The sequence below is a fragment of the Loktanella gaetbuli genome (genome assembly GCF_020531945.1).
GTDB lineage: Bacteria > Pseudomonadota > Alphaproteobacteria > Rhodobacterales > Rhodobacteraceae > Loktanella > Loktanella gaetbuli.
Genome location: NZ_JAJATZ010000008.1, coordinates 1 through 23,763, shown reverse-complemented (window position 1 = coordinate 23,763; position 23,763 = coordinate 1). Strand labels below are relative to the sequence as shown.

The window sequence follows — 23,763 nt, the reverse complement described above, 5'->3', positions numbered from 1 at the left end:
GCAGGATTATTCCCAGCCGTCCTTCAGGATGACGGGGACGGTGCCGTCGCGGCCACGCGATGCAACGCCCTTGAACACGCCGCCCTGCCACTGGCCGACGGTCCAGAAGTCAGGGTTGGAGTTGTTCTCGTCAAAGCTGATGGGGCCAAGGATGGTCTCGTAGGTGCTTTCGCGCAGATGTGCGGTGACGGCAGCGCGGTCCAGACCGACGGCCTCGATCGCTTGGGCCAGGATTTCCAGCGAGGCATAAGTCGTGGCCGAGGCCCAGTAATCGGGCTTTTCGCCGGTGACTTCTTCGTGCGCTGCGGCATATTCCATGAAGGCCGGGCTTTCGGGGTTCACACCACCGGCCCCCAGAACGCCCTCTGCGGCGGCCCCGAAACGTGCGCCATAGCCGGGGAACGGGGTGGCGACTGCGGTGTAGAACGCCTTGACGTCCAGGTTTTCGATCATCGCCTGTTCGGTCAGACCGAATGTGTCCGGTGGGTAGGACCATGCGACAAAGGCATCGGGTTCAGCGGCTGCGGCCCCCTTGATTACCGGCGACAGATCCTGCGTGCCCAGCGGGTAGGATGTCTCGTACACCAGCTCAAACCCGGCCTCTTCGAACAGCGGTTTGGCGGCAGTGGCCAGTTCGATCCCAAAGGCATCGGCCACGTTGACCATGGCGACGCGGTCGCCCATCTGGCCTGCGTCACGCATGTCGGTCAGCACCTTGACCACGTCGGCGGCCAGCGCGGTGGTGGTGCCCAGGGTAAAGAACATGTTGGGGAACTGCGCGGACAATTCCGGTTGCTGGTCGGTAATCGCAGAAACCGCGATCTGCGGATAGCCGTAGCGGTCGAACAGCGGTGCAGCGGCCAGGTTCAGGCCCGTGCCATAGGGGGCGATGATGAAATGCGCGTCGTCCTGCGTGGCCAGACGTTGCACGGCCTTGATCGTCTCGCCGGGGTTGGTCTGGTCGTCGTATTCGATCAGTTCGATCATCATCTGTTCGCCGTCGACGGTCAGGCCGCCAGCAGCGTTCACCTGTTCCACCCACAGATAGATCGAAGGCCACTGTGTGACGGTCGCACCACCGGCCAGCGGTCCGGTTTTGGGGGCCACAGCACCGATGCGGATGGTTTCGGCCGTGGCGGCAGATGCGGCCAGCGCACTTGCGATGGTCAGCGCACTGACGAGTTTCAGAAATGGTCTGCGGTTCATTGCGTATCCTCCATTTGCAATTGATCGTGTGGGCGGATGCCCGTCGTTGTTTCAAAGTGTCGGCGTCTGACCCGCGCTGTGTGTCGCGATCCAGCGCAATTCGGTAAATTCGTGGATGGCCTCAAGGCCACCGAACCGGCCGTAGCCGCTGTGTTTCATGCCCCCGAATGGCATGGCCGGATCATCGTGCACGGTTGGCCCATTGATCTGGACCACCCCGTATTCCAGCCGGTCGGCCATGCGGCTTGCGCGGTCCTGATCCCGGGAATAGACGGCGGCATTGAGCCCGAAATCGGAATCATTGGCGATCGAGATGGCCTCTTCGGCGTCTTGGACCCGCATGATGCTGGCCAGGGGGCCGAATGTTTCCTCGTGGAAAATGCGCATGTTGGCCGCGATCCCGTCCAGCAGCGCAGGCTGCATCACGCAACCGTCGATTTGACCGCCCACCAGCAGACGCGCGCCCTTGGACACGGCGTCCTCGATCAGGCCGTGGATGCGCTGGGCGGCATCGGCGGAAATCATGCGGCCCAGCGTGGCTGTTTCCTTGACCGGGTCTGCTGCGCGGATGTCTGCGGCGCGGGTACAAAGCTTCGCGACGAATTCATCTGCGATGGCTTTGACGACAATGATCCAGTCCGTCGACATGCAGATCTGACCCTGGTTGAAATAGGCCCCGAAACAGGCTGCTTCGACAGCGGCATCCAGATCCGCGTCCTCGAGCACGATCAGCGGGGCCTTGCCGGACAGTTCCAGCAGGACGGGTTTCATGTCGCGCGCGGCGGCGAGGGCCACATCACGGCCGACGCGGGTCGATCCGGTGAAATTGATACGGCGGATGCAGGGATGCGCGATCAGTTGCGCCATGGTGTCGTGGGCCTGTTCCGCCTCTCCGACAACACAGGTCAGCGCACCCGCGGGCAGATCGACACTGTTCAGGACATCGACAAGGTGCCGATGCGTTTTAGGACAGCGTTCCGACCCTTTCATCACGACGGTGTTGCCGCACATCAGCGCACCGGCGACCGCGCGCACGCCCAGCGTGATCGGTGCATTCCACGGCACCATGCCCAGCACGACGCCAGCGGCCTGCCTGCGGATGATCGACTGTTTGCCCGAGACCGGATCGTCTATGCGCTGGTCGGCCAATGCGGGGGCCAGTCCTGCCACATGAGTCAACTGCGCAATGGCCAGGTCAATATTGAAGGCGGTCCAGGGGTGTGCGGCCCCCACCTCTTCGGCGGCCAGCGCGTAGAATGTGTCGCGATTGGCATCGAGTGCGGCACGCATGTCCAGCAGCACCTTTGCACGGTCGGCGGGTGATCTGCGCGACCACAGCGGAAAGGCGGCGGCAGCTGCGTTCACGGCCCCGTCCACCGCGACAGCGATGGCATCCGACCCTGTGATCAGACTGAATTGTGACGCCTGATGCCGCACGTATCCCTCCCAATCTGCCCTGACGCGCAAACGGACCTCCATCGGTTTGCGCGCACGCCCCTCCCAAGGCGGCTCGAACAGCTTACTGGAACGGGGCAGCTAAAAAATATTGATATCCGGTCTTTTCATGTCATGATCTGGTCATGATTTCTGGATTCAGGGGCGGCACCCCACTGTCGGCGCGTCACGCCACGGTTCATGCCGATGTTTTTCGCGGCGGCCTGGCCGACCGATTCCTGGGTGGTCTGGTGGATTTTCCGGGCCGCCCGGTGCAATGCATCATGGTATTGTCCGGGTCGGCGGTCCGCATGACGCCCGATCAGGAAGAGGTCATTACAGGGCCCGCAATCAACTGGACCCCCAAACAGCCCGAGACGCGGATCAAGGCACGGGCGGGCAGCAGCGGCGTCATCATGACGCTGGGTGATTCCATGCTGAGCAATGCCATCGGTCACAAGCCAGAGGCCGCGGCCCTGCGCCTGATGTCGGCGCGGGCCTTTACACTGGAGCTCGGGGCCAAGCCTGACATTCTGCAAACCTTGTCCACCTGTTTCGACGCGATCTTTCGCGAGCTGGACGCCGCCCAGACCGGCATGGAGACCGTTATCGAGGCGCAGATCCGTATTTTGCTGGTGTCGCTATGGCGTGCCGGCGTGAACGAGATAATCGAGGATCACCCCTACAGAACGACGAACCTGACGCTGGAACGGTTCCGCCATCTGGTCGAGGCGCACCTGCGCGAACGGTGGCCGGTTGCGCGCTTTGCCACGGAACTTGGGATTTCGCCGGACAGGTTGCACGATATCTGCAAACGCAAGCTGGGCAAGTCACCGCAGCGGTTGATCCGGGACCGTCTGACATTCGAGGCACAGGCCCTGCTGCAACGGTCGCACCTGACGCTGGATCAGATCGCGGATCACCTGGGATTTCGCAGCACGCCACAGTTCAGCACCTTTTTCAAAGGTGAGGTCGGCATGCCGCCGGGGGCGTTTCGCAAGGCGCTGATGCAGCAGGCTGGCAAAAAGTCGGCGGTCCAGATGCGCAGCTACGCCGATTGGCCCTGACGCAATGCTGCGCTGTCATCGTAAATCGGGTTGTTGAACACGGACGCATGCCGCAGGCTGTTCCCCGGACGCAACAGGATGCAACACGATGGATCAGGCCCAAGCCACCGAACCCGGGACCCAGCCGGAAACGCAATATTCGGTGTCGCCGGGATTTGCGGATTGGTGTGCAGGCCAGCACATCTGCGTTGCAATCACATCCTATCAGTCGGGCCGATTTTACCTGCTCGGGCGGAATTCCGAAACGGGTGGCCTGATGGTGAACGAGCGTGTCTATCAAAAGGCGATGGGGCTGGCGACGCCGCGACCCGGCACGATCCTGCTTGCGACGTTGTTTCAGATCACCCGGTTTGAAAATGTCCTGCACCCGGGCGAGGTCGCCGATACCGTGTTCGACGGTCTGTTCGTGCCGCGGGTGCTGCATACGACGGGCGAACTGGACGTGCATGACGTGGGCATGCTGGACGACGGGCGCATCGTGTTTGCCAATACGTCCTACAATTGTCTGGCAACGGTGTCGGATCGTCATTCGTTCACCCCCTATTGGCGGCCAGGGTTCGTGTCCGATCTGGTGCAAGAGGACCGCTGTCACCTGAACGGCCTCGCGATGGGCGAGGCAGGCACGCCAGAGGCGGGGCGCGTGCGCTATGTCACGGCCTGTTCCCGATCGGATACGATCGACGGCTGGCGCGACAGGCGGCAGGACGGCGGTGTGGTGATCGACGTGGACAGCGGTGCCGTGGTCTGTTCCGGCCTGTCCATGCCCCATTCGCCGCGTCTGCATGACGGGCGTCTGTATGTGCTGAACTCCGGCACGGGTGAATTGGGCTGGGTCGATACCGATGCACCCGCCGATCAGGCATTTCAGCCGATCAAGTTCCTGCCCGGGTTTGCACGCGGTCTATCCTTTCATGGCCATCATGCGGTGATCGGCCTGTCGAAACCCCGCCACGAAAGGTTCGAGGGACTGGCGTTGGATCGTCGATTGCAAGAGGCCGACAGCGACGCATGGTGCGGCGTACAGGTCGTGGATCTGCGCACCGGCAAGGTTGACCACTGGTTCCGGATCGACGGGGCCGTGACCGAGCTTTATGACACCGCCGTGGTCGGGGGGACGTCATGCGCGATGTCGCTGGGGTTCACGGCACCCGACATCGTTCATCTGATCACGGTGGACAAAGCACTGTCCTAGGCTCGGGCGATCGCTGCCGCGATGACGGCGGCCCCGTCGGCGGTATAGTGATATTCATCCAGATAGGTCAGTTCAGCGGCCCCGCACAGCGCAACTCGTGTAGCAGGGCGCAACAAACCGATCACGAATGCCCTGTAATCCGCGCAACGCAGGCGGTGGGTCTGAAACCGCAGATGGTCGGCATCCGATTGGGCGACAGTCACACCGCAGGCGCTTTCATGTTCCGACAGGTCCGGTTTTTCAAAGGCCGTGAATTCGGGGTGCAGGACAAATGTGAAACCGTGCCTTGCTGCCAGCATTTCGAATTCGCCGATCCAGAACGCCGAATAGGCCCTGAGCGCGTTATAGGCAGCTGTCTCTTGATCGCTGCCGGGCGGGGGACCGTCTGCCTTGACGGTCTGGAAATCAGGCACCCCGAACAGGGGGTCGCAACTGCGGACAAATTCGAACCGTGTCAGCGCCCCACCCGGCATCAGGGCGATGAACGCAGGCGGGCGGGGGGCCTGCGCGCAGATCCGCAGTGCCACGGCATACAGCGTGTGCAGCTGCGCCTCGGGGAAGGAAATATTCAGGCAGGGCAACCCCCTGTGCGCCGCCACCTGTGACGGAATGGTCAGGGCATCACCGTCCAGCCCGAACCCGAAAACGTGGCTGGATCCCATGACCAAGGCATAGGGATTTCCGGAAAACGCCGCGTTCAGATCATAAGGTGCACCATTCAGCATCCCACGTCGGAACCCGGCGACATCGGTCGTGAAAACCGGCGTCCGCAGCATGGGCGCATAGGCGATGACGCCCGCCCGATCGACCCATTTGCGATGCTTGATGTATTGGCGCACCACTGGTTGCTGGCGTGCCAAGGCGCGAAAGTCTGCCATAAACTGGTTTTATCCTTTTCGCCTGCAGCCTAGCGCGCGTTTGGCCGCTCGTAACCCGATTAACGGACCACATCGCTTGCACAGCCTGAGGATGCGCTGAACGTGTCACTTGGGCAACGTGGAAAAAATTTCCTCTGTAAACCGACAGATACATCCCATTTCGTCCGCACTGGCGGCTAGCGTCACACTGTATTGATCGGGGGCCAGCCGCACTGCGGTTCGAAAAACCAGCTGGCGTGGCCTCTCAGACGTGTTTTCAGAAGGATTTCATATGTCAGAATTCAAGACGCGAACGTCAATGACCCGAGGACAGCTGCTGCTGTCCGTGTCGGTTGTGGCAATGGGGCTGGTGTCCTACGGGCGACAGGCCGAGGCGCAGGTAGCCGGCTGCGATTTCGACGCGGCAACGGGCACCTACACATGTGCGGGTGACCTTGGAGAGCCGTTGGTCCTTGATAAGTCAGGGGCAGATGTAAACGTCATCGTCGAACCGAGTGCCAATTTCCCGGGGAACGGAACTGCCATCAGGGTGACGGGATCGACGGTCAAGATCGACGCCTTGCCGGGATCGAATCTGAACGGCACGATAAATGCCACCGCAGTGACCGATACTCCGGGTTCGGATCCGGTTATTGATATCAATGTCGACGGCGCGATCCTTGGCAGCGAACTCTTCAACAGCGCGATCAGCGCAGCGGCAGTGGCCGGCGATATACGGATTGTGACAGGCGATGGCGAAATCCGGTCGAACTCTCCCGGAGCATCTGCGATTGCGGTGACACGGAGGGCCGACGTCGAGATACTCCAACCCAACACGCTGGATTTGTCTATCGAGAAACCCGTCGCGATCACACGCACGGGGGACGTCAGCATCACGACGGGTAGCGGCAACGTGATCGGTGGCGATTATGCCATCAACGTCGACAATCGTAGCTACAACCTCGAAACAAGCCGTGGTGGCCGCATCGCCATCGAAACCGGATCAGGTCAATTGGCTGCAAGCAAGTACGGCATTCAGACCTATACGACCGGTGGGTCCGTGGACATCACGGTTGGCACCGGCGGGATTGGATACCAAGGCGGGGACCAGGTGCCGACGGTTGCCCGTTCAGCGGAGCCGGAAGACGTCGAAATCGCCGTGCCCGAGGGGACGATGAAATATGGTATCTTGAACAGGCCCGGTCAGGGATCAAGCCGGGACAATTACGGTGCTGAAACCGTCACGATCACTGTCGTCGAAGGCAGCAACATCACGGCTGCCACCGGTATTCGCAGTAATGGCGCGTCCCATGATATCGAGATTTCCGGGGATATCGTTGCGCGGCCTGCCAGCAGAGCGCCAACATATTCCGGGCCGTATGGCATTCTGGTCGGCAAGAATATTCCCGCTTTTTCCAATTCCGGCTCTGAGGCAAAAGTCGCCGAATTGCCGACGGCCGACGGCACCAACACGATCCGCATCACGCAAAGCGGTTCGGTCGACGCGAGCCAAGGCATTGCCGCCATCGTATCCCTTCAGAATGCATCCGATATCACAGTGGCAGGACGGGTCGTCGGAAGTGACATCGAAGCAGGCGCTGCCATTGCCATCATTGACGACCGAAGAGATTTGACGCTGCCGGCGAACCGTGTCGAACTTCAGTCCGGTTATGACATCACCGGCAATGTCTATGTCTCGGGTCCGCGCACGGACGATGTATTGGCCTTGGGTGGTGACGGCGATCTGAGCTTTGACATCGGCAAGATCGGTGGCGACTACGAGGGCCTGCTGGTTTCGCCGAAACCGGTGGGCGAAGATTTCAGTAAGGAAATCAACCTGCAGACCGTCCCACCGGAACCGTTTGCCATGAACGACATGGTGATGATCACACCCGAAGAAGGGACGTCGGAGCAGTTCTTTGGTTTTGACGCTTTTGAAAAGATTGGCAGCGGCACGGCGACACTGACCGGAAGTAGCAAATTAATCGATAATCTGACCGTTCGCGAAGGCACCGTGCAGTTGGACAAGACGCTTGCCAACAGAATGGCCATCGACCTGATCGGTGGACGCCTGACAGGCGCTGGCGGCTTTGGCAGTCTGATCGCCCGCAGCGGCACGGTCGTCTCGCCCGGATCAGGCACCGGGATCGGTACCCTGACGTCTAGCAGCAATGTGACGTTCGAGGCTGGCAGCACCTTTGCGGTGAACCTGCGTGCGGATGGCACCAGCGACCTGATCGATGTAGGCGATGCCGCGCGCATCAGCAACGCGGCGACCCTGGCTGTGACGGCAGCGGCTGGCGACTATAACGGCGACGATCTGGCGTGGACGGTCCTTGTCGCGGACGAGGGGGTCGACGGCACCTTTGGCACCGTGACCGACAATCTGGTCGATGTCGATTTCAAGGATGTCTACGACGGCAGCAGTGTCGTTCTGACGGCAACGGTCGCAGAGGCAGCGCCGGGCGGCGGTGCCGGCCCCGCGCCTGCGGCCCCCGGCGCGTCCGACAAGACCAACGGCCCGGCCTCTGGTGCATCGGCTGGGTTTTCCGGTCTGAAATTCTCGGATGCCATGGCTAATCTGCCAACGGTCGGTTCCGGTGCCGTGGAAGGCACGGCATCGACCCGGAACGTTGCCACGTCGGAATTCATCAGCACGAAATCCGAACCCACCGGCATCTCCGGTCTGACCGATATCGACATGAGCACGTTCTTTTCGACCTTTGCCGAGAAATCCGATGTCGAGGATGCCGGCGGGCTGTCTGGCTATGACGTGCAGTCGACCGGTATCGCGGCGGGTGTCAGTTTCTACAACAGCTTCGGTGATGCCGCGTCCTATCAGTTGAACCTGGGGCTGGGGTATAGCCAGACGAATGTGGACACCGCAGAGGGTGCGGCCGACTCCGATGATCTGCACTTTGGTCTGTCGGGGTCCTATGCGCAGGGTGCGCTGCGCCTGTCGGGTGCGCTGGGCTATTCGGCGTCTGAGTTCGATCTGTCGCGCCGCGTTGGTGCCGCAGTCGCGACGGCCACAACGGATGTGAAAACGGTGTCCGGGCTGGTCGAGGCCTCATATGATGTGGCACCGCAAATGGGCCTGACCAGCGGCGCGCGTCTTGCACCGCTGGTGCGTCTGCGCGGCTATCAGGCGACTGTCGACGGCTATAGCGAAACCGGTGCGGGTTTGCAGAACCTCAACGTGGCGGAACTGGACTCTGACGCGGTCTATGCCGGTATCGGTCTGCGCTACGGGGCCGTCTATGATGCGCTGGGCACGACCCTGCGCCCCAGCGTGACGATGGTCTACGACACCATGATTTCCGGCGAGGACACGAATGCGATCGGCACGATCACGGGTGTCGAGGGCGCGTTCGACACAGCGGTGAAATCCGGTGCCGACGATCTGCTGTCGCTTGACATGAACATGACCTACGAGATCGAGGACGCCGTCGAAGGTTTCGTGAATCTTGGCGGTAGCGTGGGTGACGACGTCAATGCCCTGCGGGCCGGTGTCGGTCTGACGATCCGGTTCTGATCGCATACAACGGGATTGGGCGGCATCTGGTATCAGGTGCCGCCTTTTTCATGCCCGAGGATCAGTGAGCGTTACGACAGGGACAGACAGTCGACGATATCAGTGCGGGTGCTGTCTGACTTTGACAGCTTGCGGAACACGGCCCCGCGTTTGATCATCACAAAGCTGTCCGCGACCGACCACGCAAAATCGACGTTTTGTTCCACCAGGATGATTGCCAGGTCGCCACGATCGCGCAACTGCACGATGGCCCGGCCGATCTGCTGGATGACGTTGGGCTGGATGCCTTCGGTCGGTTCGTCCAGCAGCAGGACACGGGGTTTGGTGATCAACGCCCGCGCGATCGCCAGCTGCTGTTGCTGTCCCCCCGACAGGTCGCCGCCGCGACGGTGCCGCATGTCGCGCAGAACCGGGAACAGGTCATAGATCCAGTCAGGCACGTGATGATCGCTGCGCGGCAGACAGGCAAACCCGGTTTCCAGATTTTCCGCCACGCTCAGCATCGAAAACACTTCGCGCCCTTGCGGGACATAGGCGATACCTGCGCGTGCGGCCTGTGCCGCACTGGGATGCACCAGCGGATCGCCGTCCAGCCGGATCGTGCCCGCACTGTAGGGATGCCGCCCGGACAGGGCGCGCAGCAGGCTGGTCTTGCCCACGCCATTGGTGCCCATCACGGTCGTGACCTGACCTGCGGGGGCTGTCAGCGAGATGTCATACAGGATCTGGCTTTGCCCGTATTTCAGTGACAGGTCGGCAACATCAAGCATCGGAGCGCCCCAGATAGACATCAATCACGGTGGGATCGGCGGTCACGTGATCCAGCGACCCTTCGGCTAGCACATGCCCTTCGTGCAGCACCGTGACCTTGCAATTCAGGCGGCGCACAAATTCCATGTCGTGTTCCACCACCACGACCGCACGGGTCCGTGCCGCGCGTTTCAGAATGTCGGTGGTTTTTTCGCGTTCTTCGGCGGTCATGCCGGCGGCAGGTTCATCGACCAGCAACAGACGCGGGTCCTGCGCCAGCAGCATTCCGATCTCCAGCCATTGTTTTTGCCCGTGGCTCAATTCGCCGGCGGGCCGGGGCAGTTGATCGGCCAGCCCGATTTCGCCAGCGATTTCGTTGATCCGGTCTGCATCGGTCTGCGGTTCCTTGAAAAACAATGCGGCCAGCGGGCCGCGTGGATTTTTCAGCGCCATGGCGAGGTTCTGGCGCACGGTCTGGTTTTCAAAAACCGTCGGTTTCTGGAACTTGCGCCCGATCCCACGATTGGCGATTTCGGCCTCTGACAGGCCGGTCAGGCTTTCGTTGCGCTCACCCCAAAGGACCTGACCGGTGTCGGGCCGCGTCTTGCCGGTGACGATATCCATGAACGTCGTCTTGCCCGCACCATTGGGGCCGATGATGGCGCGCAGTTCGGGTTCGTTGATCTGGATCGACAGGTTGTTGATCGCGCGGAACCCGTCGAATGTTTTGCTGACGCCAGAGACTTCGAGCAGGCTGATCATCGCGGTTTCCTTATCAGATAGTCGAACAGCCCGCCGATGCCCTTGGGTGCAAAGAGCGTGACACAGACAAACGACACGCCCAAGAGCACCAGCCACCAGTCGGTCCATTGCACCGTGTAGAACCCCAGGTTCACGTCCGGCGCACCGCCGCCCGTGAACCAGCTGGACAACAGCGACACCAGCGCTGCCCCGATGACTGCGCCATAAAGCCGCCCGCGCCCGCCGATGGCGACCCAGACCGCCAGATAGATCGATGCGATGGGTGCGATTTCTGCCGGGTTGATGATGCCTGCCTGCGGATAATACAGCGCGCCCGCGATACCGGACACAACGGCGGTCAGTGTAAAGACGAATAGTTTGTAGCCCTCGACCCGGTAGCCCAGGAACCGAACACGGGCCTCGTTATCGCGGATCCCCTGCACGATGCTGCCCATTTTGCCCCCGACGACAAAGGCAAACAGCATATAACCCAGACCAAGCGCCAGCGCCGAGCCCCAGAAAAAGACGAGGCTGATCGTGGCCTGTGACGTGGACTCGAACCCCGGAATGTTCTGCAGGCCCGACAGGCCGTTGTTGCCGCGCAGACCGGAATCGTTCTGGAACAGATAAAGCGACAGCGCCAGCGTCATCGCCTGCGTCAGGATCGACAGATAGACGCCCGTGACCCGGCTGCGGAATGCCAGCCAGCCGAACACCAGTGCCAGCAGTCCGGGCACCAGCACGACCATCAGCAATTGCAGGATCAGACTGTCGGCAAAGGACCAGATCACCGGAAAATCAGAGCTGCCGACCACACCGAAAATCTGCGCGCCGATGGCGTCCGTAACCTCTGCCGGGGTAGGGGGGATGACCTGACGTGCGAGGCTTTCGGTCACGATGGTTTCGGTGCGGGCATACATCAGCCACATGCCTATGGCATAGCCGCCGATGCCGAAGAATGCGAAATGTCCCAGGCTGAGGATGCCGCAATAGCCCCAGACCACATCCATCGCGATGGCGATCAGGCACAGGCACAGCGTCTTGCCCAATGTCTTGACCAACGAGGTCGAGATGACGCCCGTACCCATCGCCTCTGACCCCAGGGTCACGAGGAGGGTGAACAATCCGAGAAGCCCGATGAACCACATCACGGAACGGTTGTGGATGATGAAGCCCTGGGTCATGCGATGGTGCCTTTGATCGTTTTGCGCCGCGCGGGGCGCGGCGCCTGGGCGGGGGGCCAGCCCCCCGCACCCCCCGGGATATTTTCCACCAGAAGAAGGGGGGACGGGTGTTGCGGATGACGGCGCATCAGTCTGCCGCCGCCCGACCCTTTTGGGCGACGATGCCCTTGGGTCTGAACTGGATAAACAGAATGATGAACAGCACCATGTAGGTTTGCGCGGCGAGCGTGTTCGAGGGGTTCAGGAACTCGATCCCTTTTTGCAGGCTGCCGATGAGTGAGGCACCTGCGAGCGTGCCCCATACGTTGCCGACCCCGCCCACGACCACGGTCATGAACGACTGCACGATGTAGTTTGCGCCCATTTCGGATGTGACCTGCGCATAAAGGCCGATCGCCACCCCCGCGATACCCGCGATGCCGGAGCCAAGGCCGAAGGTCAGCATGTTGATGCGGTCGGGGTCGATCCCCATGGAAGCCGCCATGCCTGGGTTCTGAGTGACGGCCCGGACCTCGAGCCCAAGGCGGGTGCGTTTGAGGATGTAGAGGATCAGGCCGAGAAACAGCAGGGCCAGCACGAAGATCGCGATACGGATGTAGCTGATCTGGATCACGTCTGACATCACCCAGGCACCGTCCAGCCAGCCGGGGGAGGTCAGCGGACGCGCCTGCGTGCCAAAGATGTTCTTGGCCAGTTGCTGCAATGCGATGGAGATGCCGAATGTCGCCAGCAGTGTTTCCAGCGGGCGGTGATACAGGTGGCGGATGACAAGCCGTTCCATCGCGACCCCAGCGGCAAAGGTCACGGCAAATGCCAGCGGCAGGGCCAGGATGAGCGACACCGTGTAATCCGGCACGAATTGCTGCACGACGTAGCCGGTATAGGCCCCCATCATGATGAATTCGCCGTGGGCCATGTTGATCACGCCCATAACACCGAAGGTAATGGCAAGGCCGATGGCGGCGAGGAAGTAGATCGACGCCAGCGACATGGCGTCGAGCGTCAGATCCGCGAAACCGGCGGCGGCCACACGGGTTTCCACCGACGAAAGCGCGGCGCGCGCCGCATCGGTGATGGCGGGGTCATCTTCGGTGTAAACTTCGGCAAAGACATGGGCCGCGATGGCGGCGGCGCGTCCCTCTTCGGTCAGGCGGGGCGGGACGAGGCCGCGGTCGGCCAGCGCCGCATAGGCCTGCGCGCGGGTGGCCTCGGTGTTCAGTTGTGCGGTGGGAATGCCGCCCACGCGGCCATCTGTGATATTGGCGGCCAGCGCATCGCGCACGGCGGCAGAGGGGATCGCCGCGGGGGCCAGGTCTGCGGCGACCAGCCGGTCGTAGGCCTGGTCCGCCGTGATATCGGTGCCGACCGTCAGGATCCGGGCGATATTTCCATCCGGCGCATCGGTGGCCACCACGTCACGGGTAGTCAGTATCTGGTTCAGCACGGCGCGCGCCTCGATCGAGGTATCGCGCGACAGGCTGTCGATCGCGGCAATGCGGTCGCCGGGGTCACCTGCAAAACTGGCCGAGAGAAAGTTGGCAAGCTGGATCTTGCGCGCCCGGAGTGCCGTGTCGGGTTCGCCGTCGATCGAAGCCAGCAGCGGGGCAAGTTGGTCGGCGTCGGGGCGGCGTGCGATGGAATCGATGGCGCTTTGACGGCGGCCCAGGTCCGGATCGCTGAGCTGGAATTGCACCAGGGCCGTGCCGATGACACGGCGCACACCGCCGTTGGGGCGCAATTCGGTGTATCCGGCGCGGTCCACGGTGGTCTGTGTGCCTGTGTCGATATCCGTCAGGGCCAGGTCATCGCCGTCGGTGCGGCCATAGTAGAACTGCCCGTCAGCCGTGTTCTGCCAGACGCCCTTGTCCGACCAGCGTTCCAGAAAGGTCGGCACCTGCGGCAGACCGGAGGCCACAAGATCATCGAGCACAACCGAGACACTGCCGCGGGATGGGTCGGCGACCTCTGCGGCATGGGTCTGCAGGATGGGTTGCAGCGTCTGGGCCGCGGCACCATTGGCCACGGCACAGATGATCAAGAGGCACGCCAATGTGCGAAGCATGGCTGGTTTTTCCTGGGGCATGGGGAGGAGGTGCCGGGGCGCAGGTGGTTGCGCGCCCCGGCAAATGGTTCAGTAGTTCGAAGTCAACTGAACGCAGGTTTCGGTTTCGGTATTGTACATGCCGCACCCCAGCTCTTTCCAATCAGAGATCAGGACCGCGCTTTCAGGCAGAAAATCGGTCCAGGCGTCGCCGGGAACCGGTTCGGTCTGGCTGATGATGTCGAACTGGCCGTCTGCGCGGATTTCACCGATCAGCACGGGCTTCGTCAGGTGGTGGTTCGGCAGCATTTCGGCCATCGTGCCGGTCAGGTTCGGAAAGGTCTGGCCGATCATCGCCTCTGACACGGCGTCCACATCCGTGGTGCCGGCCTGTTCGACCGCTTGCACCCACATGTTGAAACCGATGTAATGCGCCTCCATCGGGTCGTTGGTCACGCGGGCCTCGTCGCCAATGAAGTCATGCCAGGCGGCGATGAATTCGGCGTTTTCCGGCGTTTCGGCGGACATGAAGTAGTTCCAGGCCGCCAGGTGACCGACCAGGTTCGAGGTGTCCAGGCCGGACAGTTCTTCCTCGCCCACGGAAAAGGCGACGACGGGGATGTCATCGGCGCTGACATCGGCGGCGGCCAGTTCCTTGTAGAAACCGATGTTGGCGTCACCGTTGATCGTGGAAATCACGCCGACCTGTTTGCCGTCCTCGCCCAGGGCCACGACGTCACCCACGATGGTTGCCCAGTCGGACTGGCCAAAGGGGGTGTAGTTCACAAAGATGTCCTCTTCGGCGATCCCCTTGTCCATCAGATAGGCTTGAAGGATGTTGTTGGTCGTGCGCGGATAGACATAGTCGGTGCCCAGCAGCGCGAACTTTTCCACGCCCAGCTCTTCGAGGAAATAATCGACGGCAGGGATTGCCTGCTGGTTTGGCGCGGCCCCGGTGTAAAAGACGTTTTTCGAGGATTCCTCGCCCTCGTACTGAACCGGGTAGAACAAGAGGCCGTTCAACTCTTCGATCACCGGCAGCACGGATTTGCGCGACACCGACGTCCAGTTGCCAAAGATCACGTCGACCTCGTTCACGGTCAGCAGTTCGCGGGCCTTTTCGGCGAACAGCGGCCAGTCGGATGCCGGATCGACCACGACGGCCTCCAGTTCGCAACCCAGCAGGCCGCCCTTGGCGTTCTGGCCTTCGACCAGCATCAGCATCACGTCCTTGAGCGTCGTTTCCGAAATCGCCATCGAACCCGACAGCGAATGCAGCACGCCGACCTTGATCGGATCAGCGCAATCCTGTGCCCATGCAACCGACGCGGTCGACAGCAGGGCAGCAACGGATACTGCAGTTGTTCTAAGTGTTTTTTTCATGTTCAGTCCCCATGTTCCGCTGCTTGTCCCGGACGAAAAATGCTTTCGTGAAAACGCGGTGCCGATTATGCAGGACGCGCAGCAGTGATGTTGTGGTCGTCGCGTGGTGGGGCTTGATCTGCCAGGGTTAGCCCGCCGCGCGGCGATGGTGCCGAGATGGCACTGTGTAACCTGTTCGCAGCTGCAGCATCGGCGCCAGATTTTTTCACAGCTTGGCCGTCAGGTGGTCGGGGGTGCCTTTTTTCCGCGCAAGGCAGACGTCGCATGCCGCATTTTCACGCAGTTCTCGAAGCATAACGCCGATGTGAACTGCGTGCCGTGGCGAAATTCACGTCAACTTCGTGAATCGATCTAGCGCCGTCGGGAGTTTGGTCTGTCATCGCTGGCGATGCCGCACCGACAGCCTGGCCATGCGCGCGGTGCCTGGGTCAGGACAGCCAGACCGGGTAGTCGCTGACCAGCAGATGGGTGGGGTCGGTGTCTTCTTCGATCTGGGCGAACCGGCCCAGCGGTGCCTGAAACACGTTGTCGGTCTCATCGTCGTTGACGGTGCTGACCTCGCCGATCAGGACGTCGCCGCCTTCGCCCCAGAACGCGTGCCAGTCTCCGGGGCGCAGTGTCACGCTTTCGCCCGGCGCAAGACGCAGTTTTTCACCCGGTGCATAGGGCCGCGCGATCCCGTCGCACATGACCACACCGCCGCGATCCTCGGCAAAGCCGCCCTGATCGTCGGACCCGTAGAGTTTCACAACCAGCGTGGCCCCTCCACGGTTGATGATGTCCTCGGCCTTGATGATGTGGGTGTGCATCGGTGACAGCTGATCCTGCCGCGAGATCAGCAGTTTTTCAGCATAGCACATGCCGCCACCGCCTTGCAGGTCTGACAGCAGACCGTTGCGCAGGGTGAACAGAAACAGTCCCATGTCGTCAAATCGGCCACGTCCGTAGTCGGTAATGTCCCAGCCGCAACGCGCATCGATCACATGGGCGGCGTCCTGTGCCCGTGCCTTGAATGTGTCCGGAGTCCAATAGGCAAAGGGGGGCAGGACAAAACCATACTGCCGGATCATGTCATCCGCAGCTGCCATGATGTCGTTGATTCTGGACCGTTTCATCGTATTTCCCCCCGCAATGCGCCGTGTCACCCTAGGCGTGGCCGTTGCGCAATTCAATTGGCCGCAAAGTTGTGCAAATCGTGATCTGTGCGCGACTGACATCTCTATGTGCGCGGCGTAGCAGGGTAATTTGGGGCTCTGGGCTTGCTTCACCCCTGCCTTGCACCCCAAATAGGCCCAAATCTGCGCGTTTGGCGCAGCGGAGACCCATTCGATGACCAAGCCACAGGCACAATCCGCAGCACCACAGCCAGACAGCGCGGCAGAGCCCCGTCGCAGTCTGCGTTTTTCCGACGACAAGGGAGCCTCGAAATCCACATGGATCGCGGGCCTGTTCGTCGTGCTGATCGTGGGCTGGATGGGCAGCGGTTTCGTGGTCCCCTCCGAAGATCCAGAGCCGGTGGTCAGGCGTACGACCCCTGAACCCGTCGCCGTTGCCGTCACGCCATCCGTGGCGGAAACGGTGACTCAGTTCTTTCAGGCCGAAGGTCAGGCATTGCCCGACCGTGACACGATGCTGGTCGCCGAAACCTCTGGCGATATCGCCGAGGTACTGGTCCGCAAGGGTCAGGACGTATCCGCCGGTGACGTGATCGCCCGGTTCGACCCGTCCAACAGTGACGCCGACACCAACCGCGCCGCCGAACAGCTGGCCAGTGCGCAGCGCGAATTCGACAACGCACAGCAGTTGCTGGATCGCGGCGTGGCGACGACCGACCGGGTCACGGATGCGCGTGCCGCACTTGCGGCAGCACAGGCGCAGGTCACCGCCGCCGAACAGGCCGCGAATGCGCTGGCGATCACTGCCCCCTTTGACGGGCGAATCGAAACGCTGGATCTGGATGCCGGTGAATTCGTCACGGCCGGAACAGCCGTTGGCCGTCTGGTCGATATCAGGCCGCTGACCGTCGCCATTCAGGTGCCGCAACAGTCTCTGACCCGCCTGACCGTCGGGCAATCGGCCACCGTGCGTTTCATCACCGGTGAAGAACGCGAAGGCACATTGACCTTTGTCGGCACCTCGGCTGCGGCTGAAACACGTACCTTTCTGGCCGAAGTCGAAATCGCGAATGATGACGGTGCCATTCCCGCGGGTATTTCCGCCGAAGTCAGTATCCCCACAGGCGATGTCACGGCGCATTTCCTGTCGGCCTCGGTCGTGTCGCTGGATACCGATGGCACCTTGGGGGTGAAAACCGTGGCCGAAGATGATACTGTCGCGTTCTATCCCATCGAGGTGGTCAGTGCGCAGATCGACGGAATCTGGGTGACAGGTCTGCCGGATGATGCCGCCGTCATCACTGTCGGTCAGGGGTTCGTCAACGCAGGTGAAACAGTGATCCCCAGTGAACAGGACATCACCAAATGAACGCCATCATTGACGCAGCATTTTCGCGGTCGCGGGTCATCGTCCTGGCGCTGTTGATGATCATGGGGATCGGGGCCTACGCCTATACGGCGATCCCAAAGGAGGCCAACCCGGAAATTCCGCTGCCGCTGTTCTATGTGTCCACGGGGCTGGACGGCATCAGTCCGGGCGACGCCGAACGCCTGCTGCTGGAACCGATGGAAACGGAATTCGCCTCGATCACCGGACTCGACAGCATGAAGTCGGACGCAACCGAAGGCTTTGCCAGCATCCAGCTGGAATTCACCGCCGGTGGCGACAACCAGGAGGCGCTGGACAAGGTTCGCGAGGCCGCCGACCGCGCGCAGGGCGAATTGCCCGATGACGCGAATGACATCATCATCACCGAGATCAACACGGCCCTGTTCCCGATCATCACGGCAGTGTTGTCCGGTCCGGTGCCGGAACGCACGCTGAACAGCATCGCAGAGGACCTGCAAACCGAATTGGAAGGTCTGTCCGGCGTGTTGGAGGCCGATATCGGTGGCCAGCGTTTCGAATTCCTGGAGGTCCTGATCGACCCCACGGTGTTCCAGACCTATAACCTTTCGTTCGATGAACTGATCGGGCAGATTCAGCGCAACAATCGGCTGGTCGCGGCAGGCGCGATCGAAACCGGTTCGGGGCGCATCGTCCTCAAGGTGCCGGGCCTGATCGAGGACCTCGAGGACGTGATGGCGATGCCGGTCAAGGTGCGCGGCGACGCGGTCGTGACCTTTGGCGACGTGGCCACCATCCGCCGCACGTTCGAGGACCCCGATTCATTCGCCCGCATCAACGGGCAGCCCGCGCTGGCGCTGGAAATCACCAAACGTTCGGGAGCCAACATCATCGAGACTGTCGATGAGGTCAAAGCCACGGTAGAGGAAATGCGCGTCGACTGGCCCGACAGCGTCAACGTCACCTACCTTCAGGATCAGTCCAAACAGGTCAAGGACCTGCTTAGCGACCTCGAGGCGAACGTGATCGCCGCCGTGATCCTGGTGATGATCGTCATCGTGCTGGCGCTTGGGTTCCGGTCATCCGTGCTGGTTGGCCTGTCGATCCCCGGCGCATTTCTGGTGGGTGTGATCGCGCTGTGGGCGTTCGGGTTCACCATGAACATCGTGGTGCTGTTCTCGCTGATCCTGGTGGTGGGCATGCTCGTGGACGGCGCGATCGTCACGACCGAACTGGCCGACCGCAAACTGCAAGAGGGCGCACCCGCCAAAGAGGCCTATGCCTTTGCCGCGAAACGTATGGCCTGGCCGATACTTGCGTCCACGGCGACGACGCTATGCGTTTTCTTTCCCTTGCTGTTCTGGTCGGGGATGGTCGGTGAGTTCATGAAATTCATGCCGATCACCGTGATCCTGACACTCTCGGCGTCATTGTTCATGGCGCTGGTGTTCATCCCCGTGGTTGGCGGGCTGATCGGCAAACGCCAGCCGCAGACGGCCAAGGCCAAGGCGGCATTGCACGCAGCCGAACTGGGTGATCCGCGCGATATCGGCGGTCTGACGGGTCTATATGTGCGCGTTCTGGAATGGGCGATCCTGCGGCCAGGTGCGACGCTGTTGCTGGCGGTCGCGCTGCTGCTGGGCGGTTTCGGGCTGTACGGTCAGTTCGGGCGCGGGGTGACGTTCTTTCCTTCGGTGGAACCAGATTTCATGCAGGTCCAGATCCGTGCACGCGACAATTTCTCGATCTTTGAACGCGACGCACTGGTGCGCGCGGTCGAGGATCGTCTGGTGGATTACGAGGAAATCGCCAGCATCTACGCCCGTTCGATGATGAGCGCGGGGCAGGGTGACGAAGAAACGATTGGTGTTATCCAGCTGGACCTGACCCCTTGGGACACCCGCCGTCCTGCGGCCCAGATCGGCGAGGATATCCGCGCCAGCGTGGCCGATATCGCCGGCATCGACGTGCAGGTCCAGACCGAGAGCGAAGGCCCCGCCGCAGGCAAGCCCGTGAATATCGAAATCACGTCGCGCAACCCTGACCTGCAACCGGCAGCCGTGCAGCAAATCCGCGACATCATGGAAGAAATGGGCGGTTTCACCGATGTCACCGACACCCGTGCCGTGCCGGGGGTCGAGGTTTCGATCCTCGTGGACCGGGCCGAGGCCGCACGTTTCGGGGCCGATGTCAGTCTGCTGGGGCAGGCGGTGCAGCTGCTGACCCAAGGCATCACGGTTGCGGATTACCGCCCCGATGACGTGGACGGGTCGCTGGATATCCGCGTGCGTTTCCCGCGCGAGGAACGGTCACTTGCGGAATTGGCGGGCCTGCGAGTGCCGACCACATCCGGTCTCGTGCCGATCTCGAACTTTGTGACCTTTGCCCCAACGGACCGCACCGGGGTCATCCGCCGGATCGACGAAAAGCGTGTGATGACCATCGAGGCCAACGTGGCCCCCGGCGTGCTGGTCAACGATCAGGTCACTGCATTGACCGCCCGCCTGAACAGCGCCGATCTGCCCGAGGGCGTCGAATTCAGTTTCGGCGGCGAGGCCGAGGATCAGGCCGAGAGCATGATATTCCTGCTAAGCGCATTCGCCACGGCCATTTTGCTGATGTTCGTGATCCTGCTCATCCAGTTCAACAACTTCTATCAGGCCTTTGTGGTGATGAGCGCGATCATCTTTTCCATCGCGGGTGTGTTGCTGGGGCTGCTGATCACCGGGCGGCCCTTCGGGATCGTCATGGGCGGCATTGGTGTCATCGCCCTGGCGGGGATCGTGGTGAACAACAACATCGTTTTGATCGATACCTACAACGATCTGAAAAAGGCGGGCCAGTCCCCACTGGAGGCCGCGTTGCGCACCGGCGCACAGCGTCTGCGGCCGGTGTTCCTGACCTCGATCACCACTGCGCTGGGCCTGATGCCCATGGTGATCGGGATGAACATTAACTTTTTCACCCGCGAAATCGTGCTGGGCGCGCCGTCAACGCAGTGGTGGACCGAATTGTCGTCCGCCATCGTGGGCGGTCTGGTGGTCGCGACCGTCCTGACGCTGGTCGTAACCCCTGCGATGCTGATGCTGGGCGAACGCCGCGCCCAGCGGCGTGTGCCGCAGGGTCTGCCCGCCGAGTAGCACACGGCACTGTCGTTTTGGGGGTTTGCCCCCGCGCGGTTTGGCCTAAGTTGCGCCAGACGCGCGCGCAGGCGCGCCATGCATATCAACGGGGGGACAGCAGATGAAAGATCGTTCAGAGAGCCGGGTGGAACGCGCGGGCCTACAGGTATCAGAGGTCTTTGCCGCCTTTGTCGAGGACCGCGCCCTGCCGGGCACAGGCGTCGACGCATCCGCGTTCTGGGATGGTTTTGCAGCGCTGATCAATGATTTCGGTCCGCGCAACCGCGAACTGCTTGCCACGCGCGACGCGCTGCAAACCCAGATCGACGATTGGCATCAGGCCCGTGCAGGCCAGCCGCATGACTCCGTCGCCTATAAGGCGTTTCTGCAAGAGATCGGCTATCTCGTGCCCGAAGGGGACGATTTCGAAATCCAGACGACCAATACCGACCCTGAAATCGCGACCGTGGCGGGCCCGCAGCTGGTGGTGCCCGTCACCAATGCGCGTTTCGTGCTGAACGCGGCGAACGCGCGCTGGGGCAGCCTCTATGATGCGTTCTACGGTACCGATGCGATGGGCGCGGCCCCGGTCGGCGGAGGCTATAACGCAGGCCGTGGTGCGCGTGTTGTGTCACGATCTGCCGTGTTCCTTGATGATGTATTCCCGGTCGAGGGTGGCAGCCATGCGGGGGCCGCCAGCTACCGGATCGCGGATGGCGCGTTGCTGGTCGACGGCACGCCGCTGATGCAGCCCGAAAAATTCGCAGGCTATCAGGGTGACCCCGACAGCCCCGATGCGATCGTTTTGCGCAACAACGGCCTGCACGTGAAACTGGTCTTTGATCGCAGCCATCCGATCGGCAAGACCGCGGCCTCTGGGCTGGCTGACGTTGCGCTGGAATCGGCCCTGTCCGCGATTGTCGATTGCGAGGATTCGGTTGCCTGTGTGGACGCCGAGGACAAGGTGCTGGCCTATGGCAACTGGCTGGGCCTGATGCAGGGCGATCTGTCCGAAACATTCGACAAGGGCGGGCGGACGATCACCCGCGCGTTGCACGCCGATCAGATGTTCACCGCAGCGGACGGCGGCGACCTGACGCTCAAGGGCCGCGCGCTGCTGTTGGTGCGCAACGTGGGCCATCTGATGACCAACCCCGCGATCCTGGACGCGCAGGGCGCAGAGGTGTTCGAGGGTCTGATGGACGCGATGATCACCACCCTGATCGCGATGCATGATCTGAAAAAGGACGCTGGCATTCGCAATTCGACCACCGGGTCGGTCTACGTGGTGAAGCCGAAAATGCACGGCCCCGCAGAGGTCGCATTCACCAACGATATCTTTGCCCATGTCGAACGGGTGCTGGGCCTGCCCGAACACACGGTCAAGCTGGGGATCATGGACGAGGAACGCCGCACCTCTGTGAACCTCAAGGAATGTATTCGCGCCGCCCGGCACCGGGTCTGTTTCATCAACACCGGGTTCCTTGACCGGACCGGCGACGAAATCCACACCTCGATGGAGGCGGGACCGTTCAGCCGCAAGGATTTCATCAAGCGCAAGGGCTGGATTACCGCCTACGAAAACCAGAACGTCGATATCGGTCTGGAATGCGGATTGTCGGGCAAGGCACAGATCGGCAAGGGCATGTGGGCCGCCCCCGACAACATGGCCGCGATGCTGGATGCCAAGGTCGAACACCCGCTGGCCGGTGCGAACTGTGCATGGGTGCCCAGCCCGACCGCCGCGACGCTGCACGCGCTGCATTACCACAAGGTGAACGTGGCCGCCGTACAGGACCGTCTGCGCAAGGGTGGCAGACGCGCCTACGTCGAGGCGCTGCTGGACATTCCGACCGCAAGCTATCGTCGCTGGACCGACGACCAGATCCAGCGCGAGGTTGAAAACAACGCGCAGGGTATCCTTGGCTACGTGGTGCGCTGGATCGATCAGGGCATCGGCTGTTCGAAGGTGCCCGACATCAACGACGTCGCCCTGATGGAGGACCGCGCCACCTGCCGTATCTCGGCCCAGCATATCGCGAACTGGCTACGGCATGATGTGGTCAGCCGCGATCAGGTGATGGAGACGATGAAACGCATGGCGCAGGTCGTGGACGGCCAGAACGCGGGTGACCCGTTGTACACGCCGATGGCCCCGTCATTCGACGGCATCGCGTTCAAGGCTGCGTGTGATCTGGTGTTCGAGGGCCGCACGCAACCATCGGGCTACACAGAACCCGTGCTGCATGCCCGCCGTCTGGAATACAAGGCGCAGTGAAGTTTCAAAGGGGCGGCCATCTGGCCGCCCCTTTGCGATGAGGGTGGCCAGCTTTGACCGTTGTCGCGCGGGGCCAGCGGCCGAAGATTGGTCAGTCAGGATGCATGCGCGGTGAGGCCGGGGAAGTCCGGCATGCGGACGAAGCCGACATTGGCCGTATGTCCGCTGTTGATGAAGCCATAGTTATCTCGGTATGCCAAAGAAACGTGGAGCTCGGGTGCGGTATTTACGGTAAAGCGCACCGTAGACATCTTCGAGCCAAGGTTCCTCCGCGAAGGGGGCGAGTGCGAAGGCAACTACGCCGCCTAATGCGATGATCCATGCAGACGGAGCAGCGGACAGGATCGCCCATCCGAGCAGTATGCCCATGTCGGCGACGTATTGCGGGTTTCGCGACCAGCGGTAGAAGCCGTCAATCTTCAGCTCCGCTTCAGCTCCGCTTCAGCTCCGCTTCAGCTCCGCTTCCGCTCCGCTTCCGCTCCGCTTCCGCTCCGCTTCCGCTCCGCTTCC

16 protein-coding genes are annotated in these 23,763 nt (G+C 61.9%); 6 read left to right on the top strand and 10 right to left on the bottom strand.

Going from position 1 to position 23,763, the window contains the following annotated elements; translation table 11 throughout:
* Nucleotides 1–6: 6 nt before the first annotated feature.
* Complete coding sequence (locus LGQ03_RS14375; RefSeq protein WP_226748957.1) at nt 7–1,206, bottom strand: amino acid ABC transporter substrate-binding protein; 1,200 nt, start codon at nt 1,204–1,206, stop codon at nt 7–9.
* A gap of 51 nt (nt 1,207–1,257) precedes the next feature.
* Nucleotides 1,258–2,643, bottom strand: coding sequence for an aldehyde dehydrogenase family protein (locus LGQ03_RS14370; protein WP_226748956.1), 1,386 nt, complete (start codon nt 2,641–2,643; stop codon nt 1,258–1,260).
* A 143-nt stretch (nt 2,644–2,786) separates the two neighbouring features.
* Here LGQ03_RS14370 and LGQ03_RS14365 point away from each other — a divergent pair, with 143 nt between their 5' ends.
* Both LGQ03_RS14365 and LGQ03_RS14360 read left to right on the top strand, forming a co-directional pair.
* A complete protein-coding gene (locus tag LGQ03_RS14365) occupies nt 2,787–3,707 on the top strand; it encodes a helix-turn-helix domain-containing protein (RefSeq protein ID WP_226748955.1) in 921 nt (306 codons plus the stop codon).
* An 88-nt stretch (nt 3,708–3,795) separates the two neighbouring features.
* Nucleotides 3,796–4,899, top strand: a complete 1,104-nt coding sequence (locus tag LGQ03_RS14360; protein ID WP_226748954.1) for a TIGR03032 family protein — start codon at nt 3,796–3,798, stop codon at nt 4,897–4,899.
* Here LGQ03_RS14360 and LGQ03_RS14355 read toward each other — a convergent pair.
* Nucleotides 4,896–5,777: a hypothetical protein gene (locus LGQ03_RS14355; protein ID WP_226748953.1), complete on the bottom strand. Its 882-nt coding sequence runs from the start codon at nt 5,775–5,777 to the stop codon at nt 4,896–4,898. The genes LGQ03_RS14360 and LGQ03_RS14355 overlap by 4 nt on opposite strands.
* A gap of 271 nt (nt 5,778–6,048) precedes the next feature.
* On the opposite strand from LGQ03_RS14355, the gene LGQ03_RS14350 reads away from it, so the two are divergent.
* On the top strand, nt 6,049–9,291 hold the full coding sequence (locus LGQ03_RS14350; RefSeq protein WP_226748952.1) for an autotransporter family protein: 3,243 nt from the start codon (nt 6,049–6,051) through the stop codon (nt 9,289–9,291).
* Between the two features lie 71 nt (nt 9,292–9,362).
* On the opposite strand, the gene urtE is transcribed toward LGQ03_RS14350, so the two are convergent.
* The 6 genes from urtE to LGQ03_RS14320 all read right to left on the bottom strand — a co-directional run bounded on the left by urtE (nt 9,363) and on the right by LGQ03_RS14320 (nt 16,505).
* Entirely contained in the window at nt 9,363–10,061 is a 699-nt protein-coding gene (gene urtE, locus LGQ03_RS14345; protein ID WP_226748951.1) for an urea ABC transporter ATP-binding subunit UrtE, read from the bottom strand.
* On the bottom strand, nt 10,054–10,803 hold the full coding sequence (gene urtD / locus LGQ03_RS14340) for an urea ABC transporter ATP-binding protein UrtD (protein ID WP_226748950.1): 750 nt from the start codon (nt 10,801–10,803) through the stop codon (nt 10,054–10,056). The genes urtE and urtD overlap by 8 nt, the downstream gene beginning before the upstream one ends.
* Nucleotides 10,800–11,966 (bottom strand): urea ABC transporter permease subunit UrtC, encoded by a 1,167-nt coding sequence (gene urtC, locus LGQ03_RS14335; RefSeq protein ID WP_226748949.1) that lies wholly within the window; start codon nt 11,964–11,966, stop codon nt 10,800–10,802. Before urtC ends, urtD begins: the two co-directional genes overlap by 4 nt.
* Nucleotides 11,967–12,093: 127 nt before the next feature.
* Nucleotides 12,094–14,028, bottom strand: a complete 1,935-nt coding sequence (gene urtB, locus LGQ03_RS14330) for an urea ABC transporter permease subunit UrtB (RefSeq protein WP_226748948.1) — start codon at nt 14,026–14,028, stop codon at nt 12,094–12,096.
* Between the two features lie 69 nt (nt 14,029–14,097).
* Nucleotides 14,098–15,390 carry an urea ABC transporter substrate-binding protein gene (urtA, locus tag LGQ03_RS14325; protein WP_056035592.1) on the bottom strand — a complete coding sequence of 431 codons (1,293 nt, stop codon included), beginning with the start codon at nt 15,388–15,390 and terminating at the stop codon, nt 14,098–14,100.
* A gap of 428 nt (nt 15,391–15,818) precedes the next feature.
* Nucleotides 15,819–16,505 (bottom strand): D-lyxose/D-mannose family sugar isomerase, encoded by a 687-nt coding sequence (locus tag LGQ03_RS14320; protein ID WP_226748947.1) that lies wholly within the window; start codon nt 16,503–16,505, stop codon nt 15,819–15,821.
* A gap of 214 nt (nt 16,506–16,719) precedes the next feature.
* Between LGQ03_RS14320 and LGQ03_RS14315 the strand changes: the two genes are divergently transcribed.
* The 3 genes from LGQ03_RS14315 (at nt 16,720) to LGQ03_RS14305 (ending at nt 23,253) form a co-directional block, all read left to right on the top strand.
* A complete protein-coding gene (locus LGQ03_RS14315; RefSeq protein WP_226748946.1) occupies nt 16,720–17,874 on the top strand; it encodes an efflux RND transporter periplasmic adaptor subunit in 1,155 nt (384 codons plus the stop codon).
* A complete protein-coding gene (locus tag LGQ03_RS14310) occupies nt 17,871–20,993 on the top strand; it encodes an efflux RND transporter permease subunit (RefSeq protein WP_226748945.1) in 3,123 nt (1,040 codons plus the stop codon). The genes LGQ03_RS14315 and LGQ03_RS14310 overlap by 4 nt, the downstream gene beginning before the upstream one ends.
* Nucleotides 20,994–21,096: 103 nt before the next feature.
* Nucleotides 21,097–23,253, top strand: coding sequence for a malate synthase G (locus LGQ03_RS14305; RefSeq protein ID WP_226748944.1), 2,157 nt, complete (start codon nt 21,097–21,099; stop codon nt 23,251–23,253).
* Nucleotides 23,254–23,436: 183 nt separating this feature from the next.
* Here LGQ03_RS14305 and LGQ03_RS14300 read toward each other — a convergent pair whose 3' ends face one another.
* Nucleotides 23,437–23,670, bottom strand: a complete 234-nt coding sequence (locus LGQ03_RS14300) for a methyltransferase family protein (protein WP_226749032.1) — start codon at nt 23,668–23,670, stop codon at nt 23,437–23,439.
* Nucleotides 23,671–23,763: the final 93 nt, after the last annotated feature.

What these genes read in the sequence shown, in the direction of transcription:
- urtE (WP_226748951.1), bottom strand. Translation starts at nt 10,061, where the DNA reads ATGCTTGATGTTGCCGACCTGTCACTGAAATACGGGCAAAGCCAGATC.
- urtC (WP_226748949.1), bottom strand. Translation starts at nt 11,966, where the DNA reads ATGACCCAGGGCTTCATCATCCACAACCGTTCCGTGATGTGGTTCATC.
- LGQ03_RS14315 (WP_226748946.1), top strand. Translation starts at nt 16,720, where the DNA reads ATGACCAAGCCACAGGCACAATCCGCAGCACCACAGCCAGACAGCGCG.
- LGQ03_RS14355 (WP_226748953.1), bottom strand. Translation starts at nt 5,777, where the DNA reads ATGGCAGACTTTCGCGCCTTGGCACGCCAGCAACCAGTGGTGCGCCAA.
- LGQ03_RS14320 (WP_226748947.1), bottom strand. Translation starts at nt 16,505, where the DNA reads ATGAAACGGTCCAGAATCAACGACATCATGGCAGCTGCGGATGACATG.
- urtB (WP_226748948.1), bottom strand. Translation starts at nt 14,028, where the DNA reads ATGCTTCGCACATTGGCGTGCCTCTTGATCATCTGTGCCGTGGCCAAT.
- LGQ03_RS14305 (WP_226748944.1), top strand. Translation starts at nt 21,097, where the DNA reads ATGAAAGATCGTTCAGAGAGCCGGGTGGAACGCGCGGGCCTACAGGTA.
- urtA (WP_056035592.1), bottom strand. Translation starts at nt 15,390, where the DNA reads ATGAAAAAAACACTTAGAACAACTGCAGTATCCGTTGCTGCCCTGCTG.
- urtD (WP_226748950.1), bottom strand. Translation starts at nt 10,803, where the DNA reads ATGATCAGCCTGCTCGAAGTCTCTGGCGTCAGCAAAACATTCGACGGG.
- LGQ03_RS14375 (WP_226748957.1), bottom strand. Translation starts at nt 1,206, where the DNA reads ATGAACCGCAGACCATTTCTGAAACTCGTCAGTGCGCTGACCATCGCA.
- LGQ03_RS14350 (WP_226748952.1), top strand. Translation starts at nt 6,049, where the DNA reads ATGTCAGAATTCAAGACGCGAACGTCAATGACCCGAGGACAGCTGCTG.
- LGQ03_RS14310 (WP_226748945.1), top strand. Translation starts at nt 17,871, where the DNA reads ATGAACGCCATCATTGACGCAGCATTTTCGCGGTCGCGGGTCATCGTC.
- LGQ03_RS14365 (WP_226748955.1), top strand. Translation starts at nt 2,787, where the DNA reads ATGATTTCTGGATTCAGGGGCGGCACCCCACTGTCGGCGCGTCACGCC.
- LGQ03_RS14360 (WP_226748954.1), top strand. Translation starts at nt 3,796, where the DNA reads ATGGATCAGGCCCAAGCCACCGAACCCGGGACCCAGCCGGAAACGCAA.